The sequence below is a fragment of the Streptomyces sp. NPDC051561 genome (assembly GCF_044454195.1).
Taxonomy (GTDB): Bacteria; Actinomycetota; Actinomycetes; order Streptomycetales; family Streptomycetaceae; genus Streptomyces.
This window is the reverse complement of record NZ_JBITDM010000010.1, coordinates 193,853-214,264: the sequence shown is the minus strand read 5'-3', so window position 1 is coordinate 214,264 and position 20,412 is coordinate 193,853. Positions and strand designations below refer to the sequence as shown.

Genomic DNA, 20,412 nt, shown 5'->3' with positions numbered 1-20,412 from the left:
GGAACCGAGGTTAGATGCCGCCACTGACAATGCCGTTGATCGCGCCTGGGGCGCTGCCGTCGGCCACTCCCGGAGCGTCCTCGGGTGCCACGTCGAAGGACTCGCCCGCCCTGGGCACTCCGATGCCGTGCCAGGTGAAGGGCAGTCCGCGGGCGGTGTCCAGGTCGGGGGTGTCCATGAGCTGGAAGTGGAGGTGCGGCTCGGAGGAGTTGCCGCTGTTTCCGCAGCGGGCGAGCTGTTGGCCGGTGGTGACCCTGTCCCCCTCACGGACCGCGAGGGAGCCACGGCGAAGGTGGGCGTAGACGGCGTACGCACCGTCACCCAGATCGAGCACCAGATGGTTGCCGACCACCCTGCGCGGCCCTCCGAGCACCCGCGCGGCCCCCTCCAGGACCATCAGGTAGAGCACTCCCGGCAGGGAGTTGCGGCTGAGGTGGTCGCGCTGGCGGTCCTCCGCGTGCACCACGGTCGCGTCGGCGACGGCGTACAGCGGCGCCCCGAAGGCGGGGAATGCCTCGCTCCGGCGGGCGAGCGGCCAGAACCGGACGGCGGCGGGCCGGGTCTTCGCCGCCCCCTCGCCGTGCTCGGCCAGGATGTCGATCGCGTACGTCTGCGCGTACTTGTGCGTGCCGTGGCTCGGCACCCTGTCCCCCGGGCTGTTCAGTGCGATCCACCGCCCGGTCACCGGTGGGGCGACCTCGATCGGGTCCGGTACCTCCTGGGCCAGACGCCGCCGTCGGGCCTCGTCCCACCGCCACAGCCCGAGCGCGGCGGCCAGCCACAGCGGCACCCCGCCGGCCCAGCCCGGATACGGCAGCTGGACGAAGAACCTCGCGATCTCCTGCGCGACGAAGTACACCGCCAGGACGTACATGAGGTGCCGTGCACCCCGTCGTGCGGTCATGCCCGCGCTCCCTCGGTGGTCGGTCACGGCGTCGCCGACGGTACGTAGCTACGCCGTACCGGGCAAGGCAAGCCGGGATTCCGCCACCCGAGCCACCCGACCTACCCGAGCCACCCGAGCTACCCGAGCCACCCGAGCCACCCGAGCTACCCGAGCTACCCGAGCATCCCCACCACCACCGCGACGACCACCGCCAGCACCACGATCACCGGCCCGAGCGGCATCCCCTGCTCGGCCGGGGTGCTGTCCTCGACGGGGCGGAGTTCCGGGTCGGCGAGCATCGCGCGGATTCCTTCGGCGGCCCGCCCCGCCACATGTCCCTTGGCGGTACGCCGGTCCAGCCGCGCCCAGCCGGTGGGGCGGACGCCGCTGCGGACACCCTCCGGCCCCCGGAACCGGATGCTCTCGTCGTCGTACTCCACCTTCTCGATCTCCGCCCAGAGCAACCGCTTCACCCGCCACCCGCCGGCAATCCAGACCCCCGAACGGTCGGCGGTGATACGCCAGTTGAGTGCCGCCGCGATATAGCTGAGCGAAAAAGGCAGCAGCACCAGCGCGAACCACACCCGCCATCCGCGATCACCGTCCAGGAATGCCCCCACCACACCGATCTCGACCAGCAGAAGAAATACACCCATGGCCCGGCTTACGGGTCCGGCGGACCAACTGATCGCGGTGTCACGGTCGTTGGAGGTGAGATCGCTCAAGGGAATTCCGTTCTCGTTCTTCTTCGTCCGGTTCTCGGCCCGGTTCTTCGTACGTCGACTACTTCGCCCGGCCGGAGCCGTCAGAGCCATCGGAGCCGTCCCCCGCTCCACGGCCACCCGCCCGTCCACACCGTCCGACCCGTCCGCCCCGTCCACCGCGGCGACGTAAGCCAACTCGGCCCCGGCATCGGGGGTTCCGTACAGCACTGCCTCACGCAGCGCCCCCGGCTCAGCGCCCCGCCCCGCCTCTCCGCCCTCGTACGCCCCCCACGCCCGGAACCCGAGCAGCGGCTCGCTCCCGGCACGGTCGTCGGCGGCGTACAACCAGGTCTTCCCGTCCGCACCCTCCCGCACCAGCACCCGCAGGACGGGCTGCGGGTGGCGCAGCCGGGCGGAACGCAGGAGCGCGGCCACACCCTCCACGACCAGCGCGAGCGCGGGTACGCCGGTGACCAGCATGGCCGTGTTGTCGCCCGCCGCGGCCGCCGGTCCGCCCGCGAAGGCGGCCGCCACGAGCAAGGCCGCACCGGCCGCGAGCAGCACGTACGGGCGGCGCCCCCGGCCCGGCACGGTGGGCGGCACCTGCCGTTCCGGCCCGGCCGCCTCCGCCACCTGCTCCCACCGCCGTACGCGAACGGCCCGACGGTGCAGGAGGGCTACGCCGACCAGCGCGGCCCCCGCTCCGACCGCGATCCGCGCCGCCGGAACGGCATCGCCGAGCCCGTCCTCGAAGAGGAGACCGGCGGCGGTCAGCGGGACGAGCAGGGCCAGGGCGAGCGCGGGCCGCCGCCAGATCCAGTACAACTCCAGAAGCAGCAGCCCCAGGAACACCGTGGGCCAGCCCCACCAGGAGGCGGGGCCGGCCATCACGGCGTAGGAGGTGACATAGAGACGGGCGGTGTCGGACGCGATCGGCGGACCGCCGCTCGGCCCGACGGCTCCGAAGGTGTCCGTCAGTCCGGGGAGCCCGCCCGCCCTCATCGGCTCGTACGACCCGTGGTACTCCACCGCAGCGCTGCCGAACAGCGAGAAGTCCGGCCTCGGCGGCTCCGGCATCGCCAGCACCGCCCACACCACCACTCCCACCAGCACCAGCAGCGCCCACCCGGGGTGCGCCCAGCGGGAGGGCACGGTGGCCAGCCAGCGGCGCACCTCGGGCAGCCGCCAGGCGGCCGCGCCGTCGGGCACTCGGGACGGGGGAAGCGGAACGGGCTCCGCACCGGGCGGTGTTGGCTCTTCACTCACCCGCGCATTATGTCCATGACAATCCGCCGCCGGAGCAACAGCCCCGCCCCCGGTCTCCCCGGGGCGGGGCCGCGCTCATCGACGTGCCGTGCGAAGGACGACTCAGGCCAGCAGGCCCGGAATCGTCGCCTCGTGCGCCGCCTTCAGCTCGCTCAGCGGGAGGCTGAACTGGCCCTGGATCTCGATCTCCGCGCCGTCGACGACACCGATGCGGGTGACCGGCAGACCCCGCGCCCCACACATGTCGTTGAAGCGGAGCTCTTCGCTCCGGGGGATCGACACGACCGCGCGGCCCGCCGACTCCGAGAAGAGGAAGACGAACGGGTCGAGACCGTCCGGCACCACCAGACGCGCGCCCTTGCCGCCCTTGAGGCAGGACTCGGTGACCGCCTGGATCAGACCGCCGTCGCTCAGGTCGTGAGCGGCGTCGATCATGCCGTCGCGGGAGGCCGAGATCAGGATCTCGCCGAGCAGCTTCTCGCGCGCCAGGTCGACCTTCGGCGGCATGCCGCCGAGGTGGCCGTGCACGACCTCGGACCAGGCGGAGCCGCCCAGTTCCTCGTGCGTGTCACCGAGGAGGTAGAGGAGCTGTCCCTCTTCGGCGAAGGCCATCGGCGTACGGCGGGCGACGTCGTCGATGACCCCCAGGACCGCGACGACGGGCGTCGGGTGGATCGCCGTCTCCCCGGTCTGGTTGTAGAGAGAAACGTTGCCACCGGTCACCGGAGTTCCCAGTTCCAGGCATCCGTCCGCGAGACCACGGGTGGCCTCGGCGAACTGCCACATCACGTCCGGGTCCTCGGGGGAGCCGAAGTTGAGGCAGTCGGAGATGGCGAGCGGCTTGGCACCGGTCGTCGCCACGTTCCGGTAGGACTCGGCGAGGGCCAGCTGGGCGCCCGTGTACGGGTCCAGCTTGGCGTAGCGGCCGTTGCCGTCGGTCGCCATGGTCACACCGAGGCCGGTCTCGGCGTCGATGCGGACCATGCCCGCGTCCTCGGGCATCGCCAGCACGGTGTTGCCCTGGACGAAGCGGTCGTACTGGTCCGTGATCCACGCCTTGGAGGCCTGGTTCGGGGAGGCGACCAGCTTGAGGACCTGCTCGCGCAGCTCGTCCCCGTTGGCCGGCCGCGCCAGCTTGTTGGCGTCGTCCGCCTGGAGTGCGTCCTGCCAGGAGGGGCGGGCGTACGGCCGGTGGTACGTCGGGCCCTCGTGGGCCACGGACCTCGGCGGTACGTCCACGATCTGCTCGCCGTGCCAGAAGATCTCCAGCTGGGAGCCCTCGGTCACCTCACCGATAACGGTGGCGATGACGTCCCACTTCTCGCAGATCTCCATGAAGCGGTCCACGTGCTGCGGCTCGACGATCGCGCACATGCGCTCCTGCGACTCGCTCATGAGGATTTCCTCGGGCGAAAGCGAGGAGTCGCGCAGCGGAACGGTGTCCAGCTCGACCCGCATGCCACCGGAACCGGCGCTCGCCAGCTCCGAAGTGGCGCAGGACAGTCCGGCGCCACCCAGGTCCTGGATGCCCGCGACCAGCTTCTCCTTGAAGATCTCCAGGGTGCACTCGATGAGGAGCTTCTCCTGGAAGGGGTCGCCGACCTGCACGGCGGGACGCTTCGTCGGCTTGGCGTCGTCGAAGGTCTCCGACGCGAGGACCGAGACACCGCCGATGCCGTCGCCGCCGGTACGGGCGCCGTACAGGATGACCTTGTTGCCGGGGCCGGAGGCCTGCGCGAGGTGGATGTCCTCGTGCTTCATCACACCGATGCAACCGGCGTTGACCAGCGGGTTGCCCTGGTAGCAGGCGTCGAAGACGACCTCGCCGCCGATGTTCGGCAGACCGAGGCAGTTTCCGTACCCGCCGATTCCGGCGACCACGCCGGGCAGCACGCGCCGCGTGTCGGGGTGGTCGGCCGCACCGAAGCGGAGCGGGTCGACGACCGCGACCGGGCGCGCGCCCATGGCGAGGATGTCGCGGACGATGCCGCCGACGCCGGTGGCCGCGCCCTGGTAGGGCTCGATGTACGAGGGGTGGTTGTGCGACTCGACCTTGAAGGTGACCGCGTAACCCTGGCCAACGTCGACGACGCCCGCGTTCTCGCCGATCCCGACGAGCATCGCGTCGTTCTCCGGGACCTTCTCGCCGAACTGCTTGAGGTGGACCTTGCTGCTCTTGTACGAGCAGTGTTCCGACCACATCACCGAGTACATGGCGAGCTCGGCGCCGGTGGGACGGCGGCCGAGGATCTCGCGGATCCGGGCGTACTCGTCCTCCTTGAGGCCGAGTTCCTTCCAGGGCTGCTCGACCTCGGGGGTTCCGGCAGCGTGCTTGACCGTATCGAGCGTCATGCGTTGACCAACTTCTTCAGGATCGAGGTGAAGAATCCGAGCCCGTCGGTACGACCGGTACCGATCAGCGGCTCGACGGCGTGCTCGGGGTGCGGCATCAGACCGACGACGTTGCCCGCCGCGTTGGTGATGCCGGCGATGTCCCGCAGCGAACCGTTGGGGTTGCCGTCCAGGTAGCGGAAGGCGACGCGGCCCTCGGCCTCCAGCTCGTCGAGCGTGTGCTCGTCGGCGACGTACCGCCCGTCCATGTTCTTGAGCGGTACGGAGATCTCCTGGCCCTGCTCGTAATCGAGCGACCAGGCGGTCTCCGCGTTCTCCACCCGCAGCTTCTGATCGCGGCAGATGAAGTGGAGGTGGTTGTTCCGGAGCATCGCACCGGGCAGCAGATGTGCCTCGGTGAGGATCTGGAAGCCGTTGCAGATCCCGAGGACCGGCATTCCGGCCTTCGCCTGCTCGATGATCGTGTCCATCACCGGCGAGAAGCGCGAGATGGCGCCCGCCCGCAGGTAGTCGCCGTAGGAGAACCCTCCGGCGAGGACCACCGCGTCGACCTGGTGGAGGTCCTTGTCCCGGTGCCAGAGCGACACCGGCTCGGCGCCCGCGATCCGGACCGCGCGCAGCGCGTCCTGGTCGTCGAGCGTGCCGGGGAAGGTGACGACTCCGATACGAGCTGTCACTTGTCCTCCACCTTCACGGTGAAGTCCTCGATAACGGTGTTGGCGAGGAACGTTTCGGCCATCTCGTGGATGCGGGCGAGGGCGGCCTCGTCGACCGGCCCCTCCACCTCCAGCTCGAAACGCTTCCCCTGACGGACGTCCGCGATTGACTCGAAGCCGAGACGGGGCAGTGCACGCTGCACCGCCTGTCCCTGCGGGTCGAGAATCTCGGGCTTGAGCATGACGTCGACTACGACGCGTGCCACTGGCACTCCCGGTGTGGTGTGGTGCTTAAGGCGGTTTCACCAGCGTACCCGGCCAAAAATTCTACGCGGGTAGATATCCGGACAGGTGATCACGTTCCGGTATCGGCGGCGACAACGCCGGGAAAAATCAGGGAAAAAATAGGTGCCTGTCATTGCACCCGGACACGCGGACGGAATTGACTGGGCTTCACAATGCAATGACTCCCCCTGTACAAAGGAATACAAGGGAAAGCAGTATTGCTCCAGAGTTACTCAGAAAAGGCCGGAAGGTCGACATCTCCGCACGTCAGCGCGGGGGAGCCGATACCTCGAACCGGCATCCGTCCGCCAGGAAGGACTCATATCCGTGGCTCAGCGCGTAGTGGTCACGCTCTCCGACGACATCGACGGAGGAGAAGCAGCGGAAACGGTGACCTTCGGCCTCGACGGGAAGTCGTACGAGATCGACCTCAATCCCACCAATGCCAAGAAACTGCGCAAGGTGCTGAAGCCGTACGTCGAGGCGGGCCGAAAGCACGCGAAGTCGGGCAATGTGTACCGGCACACGGCGGTGGCCCCGGATCCTGCGGCCGTCCGGGCATGGGCGAGGTCGCACCGGATGGACGTGCCGGCCAGGGGACGTATCCCCAAGAGCGTGTACGAGGCGTTCGCCGAGGCTTCCTGACGGTGCGACAGCTGCGGCCGGCCCGGCCCGGGGGACGTCACCCAGGTCGGCCGGAACCGATTTGCATCACACCCCGGTACCTGGGCTAAAGTCTGGAGCACGCCGAAGGGCAAGGCCGCAAGGCCCCGCCTCACGCAGCGTGCGGGTGTAGTTCAGTAGTAGAACATCCTCCTTCCAGGGGGAAGGCGCAGTGTGCAATTCCTGTCACCCGCTCTGCATCGCTCAACCGGTTACCGGGCATCCCGGCGGATCGGGTAGGCTGATGCCGCACCACCCCAGCAGTACCTTGCGGACGTAGCTCAGTTGGTAGAGCGCAACCTTGCCAAGGTTGAGGTCGCCAGTTCGAACCTGGTCGTCCGCTCCATGAAGTAACCAGAAGGCCCCGGTCATTGCGACCGGGGCCTTTTGCGTATGCGCTGCCGCTCATGACATTTGTCATCGGGAGTCATGACAGCACGCACTGCCCCCGGCCCCCGTCCGACGGGAGTCTTGGGACATGACCACCAACGCAGAGCCTGTCATCGACGTCGAAGGGCTCCGGCGGACCTACGCCGGAGGGTTCGAGGCCGTCCGTTCCGTCTCCTTCTCCGTGGCGCGCGGCGAACTCTTCGCTCTCCTGGGGACCAACGGCGCGGGCAAGACCTCCACCCTGGAGCTGCTCGAAGGTCTCGCGGCGCCGAGCGGCGGCCGGATCCGGGTGCTGGGGCACGACCCGTTCACCGAGCGGGCGCAGGTCCGCCCCCATGTGGGCGTGATGCTCCAGGAGGGCGGCTTCCCTTCGCAGTTGACGGTGCTGGAGACCGCCAGGATGTGGGCGGCCTGCACCAGCGGCGCCCGGCCCGTCGAAGAGGCCCTGGAGCTGGTGGGACTGGCCAAGCGCCATTCCGTACGGGTCATCCAGCTGTCCGGCGGTGAGCGGCGGCGTCTCGACCTGGCGATGGCGGTACTGGGGCGGCCCGAGGTCCTCTTCCTGGACGAGCCGACGACCGGCCTGGACGCCGAAGGGCGGCGCGAGACCTGGGAGTTGGTCCGGGAGCTGCGCGAGCAGGGCACGACCGTACTGCTGACGACGCACTACCTCGAAGAGGCCGAGGAGCTGGCCGACCGGCTGGCGATCATGCACGAGGGCCGGATCGCCGCCGAGGGGCGGGTGGACGAGGTGGTCGCCGCGCACCCGTCGCGGATCAGCTTCGAGCTGCCGGAGGGTTACCACATGGGGGATTTGCCGCCGCTCGGCCGGCTCGGCATCACGGAGCACCAACTGACCGGCAGGCACGTCCAGTTCACGACTCCGACACTGCAACGGGCGGCCACCGGGCTGCTCGTCTGGGCGGAGTCGGTGGGAGTGGAGCTGCGCGGGCTCGATGTGCGGTCGGCCTCGCTGGAGGAGGCGTTCCTGCACATCGCCCGGGACGCGAAGGCAACGACGAACACGACGCACAAGGACAAGGAAGAGGTGGCTGCGCGATGAGCGTGACGCTGACGCAGGGCGCACGCCGGGCGGCCGAAGCCGGAGCGCGCACCACTGCCCCGGTCCGGATGAAGGCGATGGCGCGGGCCGAACTCATCCTGCTGGGACGCAACAGGGCCAGTCTGGTCATGATCCTGGTGATGCCGGTCGTCCTGACCTTCTCCTCCCTGTCGGTGGCCAAGGGCATGGACCTGGAGAAGTACGGTCTTTCGCTCGGCACGATGCTGATCCCGACGGCACTGACGTACGTGATGATCGGCAGCATCTACACCACGCTGGTCGGCACCTACGTCACCCGCCGCGAGGAGCTGGTGCTCAAGCGGCTGCGGACCGGCGAGCAGGGCGACATCGAGATCCTGGCGGGCACCTCCATCGCCGCGCTGGTGGCGGGGCTGGTGCAGAGCGTGCTCCTGCTGGTGGCAGGGGTCCTGCTGCTGGACGCGGAGATGCCGTCCAACGCGCTGTTCGTGGTGGCGGGCATCGCGTTCGGTTTCGTGCTGGCGGTCCTCCTCGCGGTGGCGACCACGGCGTTCACGAAGAGTGCGGAGGGGGCGCAGCTCACCATCGCGCCGGTGATGTTCCTGTCGATGTTCGGCTCCGGGCTGTTCTTCCCGCTGGAGTCGCTTCCGGACACCGCCGCGAGGATCTGCGAACTGCTGCCGTTCTCTCCGGTGGTGGAACTGATGCGGGGCGGCTGGTCCGGCGGGCTGACCTGGTCCGGAGCGCTCGGCGACGTGGCCATCGTGGCGGTCTGGACCGTACTGTCGGTGTACATGGCCAAGAAGCGGTTCCACTGGGAGCCGCGGCGGTAGCAGCCGGACTCCGGCCCCCGCCCCGGTCCGGGGCGGGGGCCGTTTTTTCGAGGCCGGTTCGACGCCGGTTCGAGGCCGGTTCGAGGCCGGCTTTCCGAGGGAGTGGTGACGGGGATGAAGGGCTTCTGGCGGCGGCGCAGCCGGGCCGCGAAGCTGGACCTGTACATGCGGAGCACGCTGTACGCGGTCCCGTGGGCCATCCCGCTGGGGCTGCTGTCCCCGGTGCCCGCGAAGCTGCTGCGGGACCCGGACTCCGCCCCGCTGCTCCAGGGTCTGATCGCCGTGGTGCTGGTGCAGTGCGCGCTCTCGATGTACGCCATGAAGCGCGGGTTCGACCACCGTCTGCTCGGAGCGCCGCCACCGTGGCGGACGGCCTCGGTGTCCCTGCTGCTCGGCGCGGTGACGGTGGTGCTGGCCGTGGCCCTCCAGACCGCGGGCGGGCTCGGCGCCATCGACCCCGTCGGCGCGGACATGGTCCTGTTCATCTACTACGGGCTGCTTCCCGCCGGGTTGTGCGTCTTCGGCCTCTCGACGGTGCGCCGGCTGCTGCTGGGCACGGTGGTGGCCGGGGTCCTGACCGGCGTCGGCGTGTACCTCGCGACGGGAGCGGCGCACCTCGCCCTGCCGGTCGTGCTGACGTTCCCGATCGCGGCCTGACCGTGCTGGCGGTCTACCGCCCCTCGCTCTGGTTCATGGCGATGATCTGGGAGCTCGACCGGGCCCGGGACACCGAATCGCGTCTCGCCGTCGCCGAGGAGCGGCTGAGGTTCGGGCGGGACCTGCACGACGTGATGGGCCGCAACCTCGCCGTGATCGCGCTCAAGAGCGAGCTCGCCGTGCAGCTCGCCCAGCGCGGCAGGCCCGAGGCCGCCGCGCAGATGGCCGAGGTGCAGCGGATCGCACGGGACTCGCAGCGCGAGGTGCGGGCGGTCGTGCGCGGGTACCGGGAGGCCGATCTGCGCAATGAGATCGAGGGGGCGCGTGGGGTGCTCGCCGCCGCCGGCATCAGCTGCGTCGTCGAGGACGGCCTCGCCGCCGACCTGCCGGACGGGGTGCAGTCGGCGCTCGGCTGGGTCGTCCGCGAGGCGACCACCAACGTCCTGCGACACGGCAATCCCAAGAGCTGCACCCTGCGCCTCAGCTCGGACGGGGCCCGCGCGGTCCTGGTCGTGGAGAACGACGGGGCCGGCTCCTCGCCCCCGGTCGGGCCGTCAGGATCGGGCCTGGCGGGGCTGCGGGAGCGGCTGGCCCTGGTGGGCGGTTCGCTCGTCGCGGGGGCCGTGGAGAACGGTCTGTTCCGGGTCAGGGCGGAGATCCCGCTGGCCGCTCCCGACGACCCCTCAGCACGTACGGAAGAGAAAGAAGTCGAGGGCATGGAAATCCCCAACGGCGCGTCGAAGCGCCTTCCCGGCGGGCGGCTGTTCCGACGCGCCGCTTCGAGGGCGGGTGCCGTATGAGTGCGGTCGTACGTGTGCTGCTCGCCGACGACGAGCACCTCATCCGGGGGGCGCTGGCCGCACTGCTCGCGCTGGAGGACGACCTGGAGGTGGTCGCGGAGGCCGCCACCGGGTCCGAGGCCCTCGCCATGGCGCTCCAGCACCGGCCGGACGTGGCGGTGCTGGACCTCCAGATGCCGGGAATGGACGGTGTGGCGGTCGCCACATCCCTGCGCACCCGGCTCCCCGACTGCCGGACCATGATCGTGACCAGCCACGGGCTGCCGGGACACCTGAAGAGGGCCCTGTCGGCAGGGGTGCGCGGCTTCGTTCCGAAGACCGTGAGCGCCCAGCGGCTGGCCGAGATCATCCGTACGGTACGAGCCGGAAACCGTTATGTGGACCCGGAGTTGGCGGCCGACGCGATCGCGGCCGGGGACTCCCCACTGACCGCCCGCGAGGCCGAGGTACTGGAGCTGGCGGCGCACGGGGCACCCATCGCGGAGATCGCCGAGCGGGCGGCGCTGAGCCAGGGCACCGTACGCAACTACCTGTCGTCGGCGGCCTCCAAACTGGGGGCGGAGAACCGTCATACGGCGGTGCGTCTCGCACGGGAGCGAGGTTGGGTATAGTTGTCCTCGCGCCACGGCGCAACGCGGACGTAGCTCAGTTGGTAGAGCGCAACCTTGCCAAGGTTGAGGTCGCCAGTTCGAACCTGGTCGTCCGCTCCATGGGAAAGGCCCCGGTCATCGACCGGGGCCTTTCGCGTTGCTTACGGCCGGTGGGGCTCCGGATTTCCCCGGGGCCCCACCGTCGCTGCTAGGACCAGCTCTGGCCGGTCAGCCGCTCGTACGCCTCGACGTACTTCGCACGCGAGGCGTCCACGATCTCCTGCGGGAGAGCCGGCGGCGGGCTCGAAGACCTGGGGTCCCAGCCGGAGGCGTCCGAGGTCAGCCAGTTGCGGATGAACTGCTTGTCGAAGGACTGCTGGGTGCGGCCCGGCTCCCAGTCGGCGGCGGGCCAGAAGCGGGAGGAGTCCGGGGTGAGGACCTCGTCCGCGATGACCAGCTGCTCGCCGTCGCCGGACGCGGTCGGCTCGTAGCCGAACTCGAACTTGGTGTCCGCGAGGATGATGCCCCGGTCGCGGGCGATGTCGCGGGCCCGCCCGTACACGGCGAGCGTGGCCTGGCGCAGCTGGGCGGCGGTCTCCGCGCCGGTTTGGCGGGCCACTTCCTCGTAGCTGACGTTCTCGTCGTGGTCACCGACGGCCGCCTTGGTGGCCGGGGTGAAGATCGGCGCGGGCAGCTCCGAGCCGTTGACCAGGCCCTCGGGGAGCGCGAGTCCGCAGACCGTGCGGGACTCCTGGTACTCGGCCAGGCCGGAGCCGGTCAGGTAGCCCCGGGCGACGCACTCGACCGGGACCATCCGCAGCGATTTGCAGATGAGGGTACGTCCCTGCCAGTCGGCCGGGGCGCCCTCCGGCAGCTCCGTCGACAGGACGTGGTTGGGGACGAGGTCCGCGAGCTGGTCGAACCACCACAGCGAGAGCTGGGTGAGGACGCGGCCCTTGTCGGGGATGTCGGTGGGCAGCACCCAGTCGAAGGCGCTGGTGCGGTCGCTGGCGACCATCACGAGGTCGCCCGCCTCGTTCTGGTACAGGTCGCGCACCTTGCCGGTGTGCAGATGTACCAGGCCCGGCACCTGCTGAGGCTCGGGCTTTACTACGAATCCGGACACGGTTCCTCCCCGTGGTTATGGCCAATCGATATCGATTCTTCCGTATGCGCGGGGGAAGTCCCCGGTCAGGGTGGCCGGGGCGCGCGGACGGAGTGCGGTGCGGGGGCTCGGGGGCGGGCCCAGCGGCGGGCTCAGCTGCCCTTGGCGATGCGGTCCAGGAGGTTGGCGGTCGCCCTCTGGATGCGGGGGTCCACGTGCCCGGGGCGGTCCAGTGCCGGGGACCAGGCGAAGGTGCCCGACGCGAAGACCAGGGCGCCGCTGGGGGCGCGGTAGAGGGAGGTCTCCTGGTGGCGCAGGGCGCCGTCGTTGTCCCGGTAGGGGGAGTGGGCGAGCAGGATGCGGCCGCGGTGCTCGGGCAGCGCCGTCCGCGGGAAGTACCGGTCGGCCTCCCCCGCGACCAGCCCCTCGATCTCGTCGCCCTCGCTCGCGCCGGTGTTCTCCCAGAGCCAGTGCTCCGCGTTGCGTACGACCAGAGGACTGGGCTCCGGGACTCTTCCCGCGTACTGGATTCCCAGTAACTGCTGTTCGGGCTTGTCCACTTCACGCCACAGTGCGGCCTTGCCGGTGCCCTGCCGCTTGCGGCAGGACAGGAACCGGTCCGGGACGCCGGAGGGCGCGGGGCCCAACTCCACCTGCCAGTACATGGTGTTGGCCGACAGGAAGACCAGGGACGTCCCGGCGTCCCGGGCCCGCTCCGCGGCCCTGCGCATCGGCACCGACCAGTACTCGTCGTGTCCGGGGAAGACCAGCCCCCGGTAGCGCGAGGTGTCGATCCGCCCGGCATGCAGATCCCGCGCGTCCGCGTACGCCAGGTCGTACCCGTAGCGCTCCGCCCAGCGGATGAAGTCGTAGGCGTGCCCGACGTGCAGCGGCAGCCCCTGCCCCGCGTACGGCCGGTCGAAGGAGACCGTGGTCGCGGCGTCCTCCTCGCCGAGCAGCCGGCCGCCCTCGTCCCAGGCGTGGTAGAGGCTGGCGCCGGTGCGGCCGTCCTCCGGGAAGAGGTTGTACGCCTGCCAGGTGACGTCGGGGAGCAGCAGGAGGAAGTCGGCGGGGCGGTCGTCGCGGACCGTGAAGGGGATGTGGCTGCGGTGGCCGTCCGCGCTGGTCAGCACGGCGACGTACGCCCCGAGGCTCCAGTACGAGGGAATCTGGAGGCGCCAGGACTGCCACCAGTGGTGGCAGGAGACGGTGCGGTCGGCGGTCAGCGGGGCGGGCTGGACGATGCCGGAGAGGCGCGGGCTGGTGTCGACCTTGAGGGCGCCGGCGCCGCTGTAGTGGCCGATCCGGTAGACGTATGCGGAGAACTCCTGCGGCGGGTTGACCGTGACGTGGAAGTCGACCGAACCGCCGGGGGCCACCGATCCGGACGAGGCGAAGCCCTTGATCTGGCAGTTCACGTCGTCGGCGGTGCGGGGGCCCTCGTGGCGGCGGGGCTGGGGGACCTTGGCGCCGGTGGCCGGATCCAGCTCGGCGTACCAGGGGACGACCGTGCCGTCCGCGTCGAGATACTGCTCGCCGTCGCGCAGCCAGGGCAGCGGTCCCTGGCCGAAGGGATCCGAGACGGCGTGCGCGAGTGCACCCGATTCCCAGCGAATCTGCTCCGCCCCCACGCCACATCCCTCCCTCGGTCCTCCGGGAAAACACCGGTGCCCCGGAAGAACAGTGATGCATCAGCTGTCAGCTCCAGGACCCCAGCACATCACATAACGCACGCACTCCGTCACCGTTCGTCGCGAATTGGCGAGAAACGGAACCTGATAGTCCGTTCGTGGGACCCGTCGGCGGTTCTGCGCGCCGGGCGGTTACTTCCGGAGTACGGGAGTCAGGCGCGGCCTCCCGGCAGGTCCGCGCCTCGTCCCTCGCCCTCCCGCTCAGCCTCCCTCGTCCGCCCTCCCTCGTCCGCGCTCCGGTCCGGGCGCCGGTCCGGGCGCCGCCAGGTCTCACACCAGCCGTACCGGCTTTTCCGGCCGTACGCCGACGGAGGCGAGCCAGCCGCGCAGCGGGACCGGGTCGCCGTCCTCGACCAGGCTGAGCACCGGGCCGGTGAGGTCGGAGCGGCGCTTGCCCTCGACGAGCAGCGCCGGGCCGTCCAGCCAGTCCAGGCCGGGGGCGGCGCCCGCGGTGTCGACGGCGGCGCAGCAGACCATCGCGGTGACGTGGTCGGCGAGCAGGTCGCGGCCGGTGCGCGGCGGCTGGATGGGGAAGACCGGCAACGGGCCCTCGTCCCAGGTGCCGCCCTCCCACAGCTCGTGGCCGTCGCCGAGCGCGACCGGTTCCGGTGGCGTGGCCAGGGCTTCCTCGCGAGCGGCCTCGGCGGTGATGCCGGCGGCCAGCGCGTCGGTGCGCTCCTCGTCGAGGCGGCCGTCGTCGGGGCCGGGGGCGCCGGTGAGGGCGAGGGGTTCGGCGGCGAGGTGGTCCATGACCCGGGCCAGGGTGGGGCTCGTACCCGTGGTGCCCGCGCGGCCGGGGCCTTCGCTGCCCGAGTGGGCGCCCAGGGCGTCCAGGACGCGGTGCAGACGGGCCGCCTCGGTGCGCCACTTACGGTCGACGACCTCTTCCGGGTACTCCTGCCAGTCGACCGGGGACCAGTCGGGCCCCGGGGTGGCCGGGCCGCCGTGGAAGAGCCTGGCGGCCAGCAGGGAGGCGGCCTCGTCGACGACGCCGGGCTCTTCGAGCAGGTCGCAGGCGGGGCGCTCGCCGAGCCTGGAGGTGAATCCGTCGGCGAGGCGGTCGCGGCGGGAGAGTTCGGTGAGGGCGGAGACCACGCCGACGTCGAGGCGGGACGGCCAGCGGCCCATCCGCCAGGCGGGCAGCGCGACCCTGGTCAGCAGCCGGTCCCAGCCCGCGTAGGCGAGGCCGACCTGCTCCTGGGCGACGATCCGCAGCCCGTAGTCCACAGCCTGTGCACGCTCGGAGGAGGCGGCGGCCACCCCGCGCTCCAGCTGGGTGATGTGCTCGCGGCAGGCGCCGAGCAGCACCCGGGAGATCCGGCCGAGCGGGGCCAGCGCCAGACGGCCGGCCATGCCCCGACCGGGCGCGGCGGCGGTCGCGACGGCCGCGTCCAGCCCCCGTACGAAACGGCGGGCGGCGGCTATGTCGGGGTGGGCGGCGGGTCCGGTGCCGGCGACCACCGGTGCGAGGACGGCCCGCAGCTCGGCGACGCGCATCCACCACAGGAAGGGCGAGCCGATGACCAGGACGGGGGCGGTGGGCCCGCCGCGTATGGACTCGGCGGCGGGGGGCTTCGGGAGCCCGGCGCGGGGTGTGGGGCGGGACGCGGGGTGAGCGCGCTCCTCCAGCCAGCTGTCGCAGTCCGGGGTCAGGGCTATCGCGGACGGCACGGGCACATCGAGCCGCTCCGCCAGGTCCCCGACCAGTCGGTACAGATCGGGCGCGGAGGCCTTGGTGAGCTCCACCGTGGGCGTCACGGCGGGCTTCGCCCCTGCGACCACCGCGGCCACCGCCAGACCGGCCAGGAGCACCACCAGGGCGACGCCGGACACCGCCCAGCGCGCCACGTCCCAGCCGGGACCCGTGAGCCGCCCGGTCGCCCCGCCGATCAGCAGCACGACGGCTGCCGCGGCGGGCAGCAGGGCACCGGTCATCGCCCGGCTGCGCACCCGCAGGATCGCCAGGGCGCGCTCGCGCGCGGCCTGGGCCCCCTGCTCGGGCCCCAGAGCCTGGGAGGGACGCGGCGCGCCCGCACCCTCACCCGGGCCCGAAGCACCGGTCCCACCGGCACGACCAGCGGCTCCGGAGCCGCCGGCACTACCGCCGCCGGACCCGTTCGCACCGGAACCGGACCGAGAACCGGGACCCGTGGAACTTGCACCGGAATCAGAAACACCGGACACGACCGCATTCACCCCCTCTGCCCTGCTCGCCCTTCGATGGGTTGCTCACTCCCCCACTGTGGCACCCGCCACTGACATCGCAATGTCGGTGGGCCAAGTGCCGGAACTGCTTGCGCGGCACCCTAGTTGGGGCTTCGGCACCAGTCATCCGGATGGGCGAGCCGTCACCCGATGGAATGGCTTTGGGTAAAGGTGCTGGCTTCCCGGGCGATCCCGGGATCCACATCGGGGCGGGACTCCCGGGTGGGGGTGCGGAGCGGCGGATCCGGGGGTACTGCGGTTGCGGATCCGCCGCTTCCGGACTGGTGGGCGGTGGGGTGCGGGCTTGTAGGTGGTGGAGTGCGGGCTTGTGGGCGGTGGGGTGCGGGCTTGTGGGCGGTGGGGTGCGGGCGGAGCGCGGGCGGAATGTGGCTGGATGGCGACGGGTGCTGACGGGTGCACGAAGGGGGCGACGGGTGTACGAAGGGGGCGGGCCGGGATGTAAGCCCCCGGCCCGCCCCTTCCTGCACTTCGTGCACCCGACTCAGACCCGCGCGGCCTCTGCGTCCCGTGCCGCCTTCGCCGCGATGTCCGTGCGGTGCTGCGAGCCGTCCAGCCGGATCCGCTCCACCGCGCGGTACGCGCGCTCGCGCGCCTGCGTCAGGTCGGTGCCGGTCGCGGTCACCGACAGCACCCGGCCACCGGCGCTGAGCACCGCGTCGCCGTCCTGCCTGGTGCCCGCGTGCAGCACGTACGCCGCGGGGGCGTCCTGCGCGGCGACGTCGGCCAGGCCCTCGATGGGGTCACCGGTACGGGGCGTTCCGGGGTAGTTGTGCGAGGCGATGACGACGGTGACCGCCGACTCGTCGCGCCAGTTCAGCGGCGGCAGGACGTCCAGCGTGCCGTTGGCCGCACCGAGCAGTACGCCGGCGAGCGGGGTACGGAGCCGGGCGAGGACCACCTGGGTCTCCGGGTCGCCGAAGCGCGCGTTGAACTCGATCACCCGAACACCGCGGCTGGTGATCGCCAGACCCGCGTACAGCAGTCCGGAGAACGGAGTTCCGCGGCGCCGCAGTTCGTCGACGGTCGGCTGGAGCACCGACTCCATGACCTCGTCGACCAGCTTGGGGTCGGCCCACGGCAGCGGCGAATACGCGCCCATGCCACCGGTGTTGGGGCCTTCGTCGCCGTCCAGCGCACGCTTGAAGTCCTGTGCGGGCTGGAGCGGGAGCACGGTCACACCGTCGGTGATCGCGAACAGCGACACCTCGGGCCCGTCCAGGAACTCCTCGATGACGACCCGCTCGCAGGCCAGCGCGTGGGTCCGCGCCTCCTCGACGTCATCGGTCACGACGACGCCCTTGCCGGCGGCGAGACCGTCGTCCTTCACCACGTACGGAGCGCCGAACGCGGCCAGCGCGGAGTCGATCTCCTCCGGCGTCGTACACACATAGCTGCGTGCGGTGGGCACCTCGGCGGCGGCCATCACGTCCTTGGCGAACGCCTTGGACCCTTCCAGCTCGGCCGCCTCCTTGGACGGCCCGAAGACCGGGATCCCGGCCTCCCGTACGGCGTCGGCTACGCCCGCGACCAGCGGGGCCTCCGGTCCGACGACGACAAGACCGGCGCCGAGTTCGGTGGCGAGGCGCGCCACGGCGGCCCCGTCCAGGGCGTCGACCGGACGCAGCTCCGCCACTTCCGCGATACCGGCGTTGCCGGGGGCGCAGTAGAGAGCGGTGACGTCGGGGTCGAGGGACAGAGAGCGGCACAGGGCGTGTTCGCGGGCGCCGCCGCCAATGACGAGGACCTTCACGGGGTGCAGCCTAGTCGGGTGAGGGAGGTGGGTTTCCCGGGGCGGGGTCCGGACGCCGTCCCACGGCCCCCGCGACGTACCCCCGCCCCCTCCTCCTGCTGCCCCCTGCGGCCCTCCTACTGCTCGTTCACGAATTCCTCGACCACCGTCGCCCCCAGCTCCCGCACGATCAGGTCATGGCCGGACAGCGCCGAGTCGACCAGATCCGGATCGTCGTCCTCCGGTACGTCGTCCTCGACGGAGACCGGACGCCGCTCTTCCGCGCGCGTGGGCGCGGAAGGCGCCGGTGCCGGGTTCTGGGCCTGGTGCTGCGCCTGGGCGGGGTGCACGGGCGCGGGCGCGGGAGCCGACTGCGGTACGCCACCGGCCTGCGGGGCCGGAGCCTGCGCCGGACGCGGGGCGGCCGGGGCAGGGGCCGCCGGCGCCCCGCCACCTCCGTAACCACCGCCGCCTCCGCCGCCGAAGCCGCCACCACCGCCACCACCGGTGCCGCCTCCACCGAAGCCGCCGCCTCCGCCGCCGTACCCCCCGGAAGACCCGGCAGGCGGCTGCCCGCCGCCGCTGGAGTCGACGACGGACTCGATCCGCCACTGCACATTGAAGGACTCGGCGAGGACCTGCTTCAGGACGTCCTCGCTGCCGCTGCTGGCGAAGTTGTCACGCGCTCCGGCGTTGATGAAGCCGACCTGGAGCACGGTGCCGTCGAAGCCCACGACCTGGGCGTTCTGGCTGAGCAGGATCCAGGTGAACCGGCGCTTGTTCTTCACCGCCTCCAGGATCCCGGGCCACATGTTCCGCACCTGGGCGGCGCCCTGCGAGGCGGCCGCGCTGGGCGCCGCCTGCGTGGGAGCGGCGGCGGCCGGAGCACCCGCCGGGGCCGGAGCCTGGGCGGCGACCTGCGGTGCGACCTGCTCGGGCCGCCCCTGCCCCGGAGCCGAAGCCGTCGGCCACCCGCCGGGCCGGCGCGCCGGAGCCGCGGCGGGCGGAGCGGCGGCCGGAGCCTCGTACGGCGCGGCAGCAGGCGGTGCCGCGGCAGCCGGGACGTACGGCGCCGCCACGGGCTCCGTCACCGGAGCGTGCGCCGCCGGAACCGGAGCCCCCGGCTCCTGAGCACTCGGCCCCGGGGCACCCGGCCCCTGAGAAGCCGACCCCTGAGCACCCGGCCCCTGAGCCATCTGCCCACCGCCCGGTCCCGCCCCGGGCGCCCCTCCATGCCCCTCCGCCCCCGGCACGTACCCCACCGGCGGCATCCCGGGCATCCCCTGCATGCCCCCACCAGCGGCAAAGGCCCCCGCCCCCGCAGGCGGCCCACTCCGCTCCAGCCGGTCCAGCCGGGCCTGCACCGACCGCTCGTCGTCGAAGGCGGCCGGCAGCAGCACCCGCGCGCAGATCAGCTCCAGCTGGAGGCGGGGAGAGGTGGCTCCCCTCATCTCCGTAAGCCCGGAGTTCACCAGATCCGCGGCACGGCTCAGTTCGGCCGCGCCGAACACCTCGGCCTGCGCCTGCATCCGCTCGACCACATCGGCCGGGGCGTCGATCAGCCCCTTCTCCCCGGCGTCGGGCACGGCGGCCAGAATCACCAGGTCCCGCAACCGCTCCAGCAGATCCGCCACGAAGCGGCGCGGGTCGTTGCCCCCCTCGATGACCCGGTCCACGACCTCGAAGGCCGCCGCCCCGTCCCCGGCCGCGAACGCCTCCACCACCGAATCCAGCAGCGACCCGTCCGTGTACCCGAGCAGTGCCGTCGCCATGGCGTACGTCACACCGTCCTCGGCCGCCCCTGCCAGCAACTGGTCCATCACCGACATCGAGTCACGCACCGACCCGGCCCCGGCCCGCACCACCAGAGGAAGCACCCCGTCCTCGACGGTGCTCTCCTCCTTGGCGCACACCTCACCCAGGTAGTCGCGCAGCGTCCCCGGCGGCACCAGACGGAACGGATAGTGGTGCGTCCGCGAACGGATCGTCCCGATGACCTTCTCGGGCTCGGTCGTCGCAAAAATGAACTTCAGGTGCTCCGGCGGCTCCTCGACCACCTTCAGCAGGGCGTTGAAGCCCGCCGAGGTGACCATGTGCGCCTCATCGATGATGTAGATCTTGTACCGGCTGCCGGCGGGCCCGAAGAAGGCCTTCTCGCGCAGGTCACGCGCATCGTCCACACCACCGTGGGACGCCGCGTCGATCTCGATCACATCGATCGAACCCCGCCCGTTGCGCGCCAGGTCCTGACAGGACTGGCACTCCCCGCACGGCGTCGGCGTCGGCCCCTGCTCACAGTTCAGACAGCGCGCCAGGATCCGCGCGCTGGTCGTCTTTCCACAACCCCGTGGCCCGCTGAACAGGTACGCGTGGTTGACCCGGTTGTTCCGCAGGGCCTGCATCAGCGGGGCAGTGACATGCTCCTGCCCGATGACCTCGGCGAACGATTCGGGGCGATAGCGGCGGTACAGCGCAAGGGACGACACACATACGAGGTTATCGGGACCCACTGACAACCGGCCCCGCCCCGAGCCGCG

At 71.4% G+C, this 20,412-nt stretch carries 16 protein-coding genes and 3 tRNA genes; 9 read left to right on the top strand and 10 right to left on the bottom strand.

Translation table 11 applies throughout. The features are described from left to right. Nucleotides 1-10: 10 nt before the first annotated feature. The 5 genes from ACIA73_RS23285 to purS all read right to left on the bottom strand — a co-directional run bounded on the left by ACIA73_RS23285 (nt 11) and on the right by purS (nt 6,136). Nucleotides 11-904: a M23 family metallopeptidase gene (locus ACIA73_RS23285; RefSeq protein WP_399440560.1), complete on the bottom strand. Its 894-nt coding sequence runs from the start codon at nt 902-904 to the stop codon at nt 11-13. 155 nt (nt 905-1,059) lie between these two features. Beyond that, nucleotides 1,060-2,856, bottom strand: a complete 1,797-nt coding sequence (locus tag ACIA73_RS23280; protein WP_399440559.1) for a hypothetical protein — start codon at nt 2,854-2,856, stop codon at nt 1,060-1,062. A gap of 102 nt (nt 2,857-2,958) precedes the next feature. Continuing rightward, complete coding sequence (purL, locus tag ACIA73_RS23275; protein ID WP_399440558.1) at nt 2,959-5,208, bottom strand: phosphoribosylformylglycinamidine synthase subunit PurL; 2,250 nt, start codon at nt 5,206-5,208, stop codon at nt 2,959-2,961. Further along, nucleotides 5,205-5,885: a phosphoribosylformylglycinamidine synthase subunit PurQ gene (gene purQ, locus ACIA73_RS23270; protein WP_399440557.1), complete on the bottom strand. Its 681-nt coding sequence runs from the start codon at nt 5,883-5,885 to the stop codon at nt 5,205-5,207. Before purQ ends, purL begins: the two co-directional genes overlap by 4 nt. Continuing rightward, entirely contained in the window at nt 5,882-6,136 is a 255-nt protein-coding gene (purS, locus tag ACIA73_RS23265) for a phosphoribosylformylglycinamidine synthase subunit PurS (protein WP_399440556.1), read from the bottom strand. The genes purQ and purS overlap by 4 nt, the downstream gene beginning before the upstream one ends. Nucleotides 6,137-6,476: 340 nt before the next feature. On the opposite strand from purS, the gene ACIA73_RS23260 reads away from it, so the two are divergent. The 9 genes from ACIA73_RS23260 to ACIA73_RS23220 all read left to right on the top strand — a co-directional run bounded on the left by ACIA73_RS23260 (nt 6,477) and on the right by ACIA73_RS23220 (nt 11,244). Further along, nucleotides 6,477-6,794 (top strand): Lsr2 family protein, encoded by a 318-nt coding sequence (locus ACIA73_RS23260; protein ID WP_399440555.1) that lies wholly within the window; start codon nt 6,477-6,479, stop codon nt 6,792-6,794. A gap of 141 nt (nt 6,795-6,935) precedes the next feature. Beyond that, a tRNA-Gly gene (locus tag ACIA73_RS23255) sits at nt 6,936-7,007 on the top strand. A 75-nt stretch (nt 7,008-7,082) separates the two neighbouring features. After that, nucleotides 7,083-7,158: transfer RNA gene (locus ACIA73_RS23250), tRNA-Gly, on the top strand. Nucleotides 7,159-7,290: 132 nt separating this feature from the next. Next, complete coding sequence (locus tag ACIA73_RS23245; protein WP_399440554.1) at nt 7,291-8,265, top strand: ABC transporter ATP-binding protein; 975 nt, start codon at nt 7,291-7,293, stop codon at nt 8,263-8,265. Continuing rightward, nucleotides 8,262-9,077, top strand: coding sequence for an ABC transporter permease (locus ACIA73_RS23240; RefSeq protein ID WP_399440553.1), 816 nt, complete (start codon nt 8,262-8,264; stop codon nt 9,075-9,077). The genes ACIA73_RS23245 and ACIA73_RS23240 overlap by 4 nt, the downstream gene beginning before the upstream one ends. Nucleotides 9,078-9,182: 105 nt before the next feature. Next, the gene (locus tag ACIA73_RS23235) at nt 9,183-9,734 is read left to right on the top strand and encodes a hypothetical protein (protein ID WP_399440552.1); all 552 of its coding nucleotides are present in this window, start codon (nt 9,183-9,185) and stop codon (nt 9,732-9,734) included. Between the two features lie 35 nt (nt 9,735-9,769). Continuing rightward, complete coding sequence (locus ACIA73_RS23230; protein WP_399440551.1) at nt 9,770-10,534, top strand: sensor histidine kinase; 765 nt, start codon at nt 9,770-9,772, stop codon at nt 10,532-10,534. Continuing rightward, nucleotides 10,531-11,145: a response regulator gene (locus ACIA73_RS23225; RefSeq protein ID WP_399440550.1), complete on the top strand. Its 615-nt coding sequence runs from the start codon at nt 10,531-10,533 to the stop codon at nt 11,143-11,145. Before ACIA73_RS23230 ends, ACIA73_RS23225 begins: the two co-directional genes overlap by 4 nt. A 23-nt stretch (nt 11,146-11,168) precedes the next feature. Beyond that, nucleotides 11,169-11,244, top strand: a tRNA-Gly gene (locus ACIA73_RS23220). Between the two features lie 88 nt (nt 11,245-11,332). Here ACIA73_RS23220 and ACIA73_RS23215 read toward each other — a convergent pair. The 5 genes from ACIA73_RS23215 to ACIA73_RS23195 form a co-directional block, all read right to left on the bottom strand. Continuing rightward, nucleotides 11,333-12,250, bottom strand: a complete 918-nt coding sequence (locus ACIA73_RS23215; protein WP_399440549.1) for a phosphoribosylaminoimidazolesuccinocarboxamide synthase — start codon at nt 12,248-12,250, stop codon at nt 11,333-11,335. Between the two features lie 131 nt (nt 12,251-12,381). Then, the gene (locus tag ACIA73_RS23210; protein ID WP_399440548.1) at nt 12,382-13,860 is read right to left on the bottom strand and encodes a N,N-dimethylformamidase beta subunit family domain-containing protein; all 1,479 of its coding nucleotides are present in this window, start codon (nt 13,858-13,860) and stop codon (nt 12,382-12,384) included. A gap of 330 nt (nt 13,861-14,190) precedes the next feature. Continuing rightward, the gene (locus ACIA73_RS23205; RefSeq protein WP_399440547.1) at nt 14,191-15,855 is read right to left on the bottom strand and encodes a hypothetical protein; all 1,665 of its coding nucleotides are present in this window, start codon (nt 15,853-15,855) and stop codon (nt 14,191-14,193) included. A gap of 772 nt (nt 15,856-16,627) precedes the next feature. Then, a complete protein-coding gene (purD, locus tag ACIA73_RS23200; RefSeq protein ID WP_399440546.1) occupies nt 16,628-17,896 on the bottom strand; it encodes a phosphoribosylamine--glycine ligase in 1,269 nt (422 codons plus the stop codon). Between the two features lie 116 nt (nt 17,897-18,012). Then, on the bottom strand, nt 18,013-20,361 hold the full coding sequence (locus ACIA73_RS23195) for a DNA polymerase III subunit gamma and tau (protein ID WP_399440545.1): 2,349 nt from the start codon (nt 20,359-20,361) through the stop codon (nt 18,013-18,015). Nucleotides 20,362-20,412 lie beyond the last annotated feature (51 nt).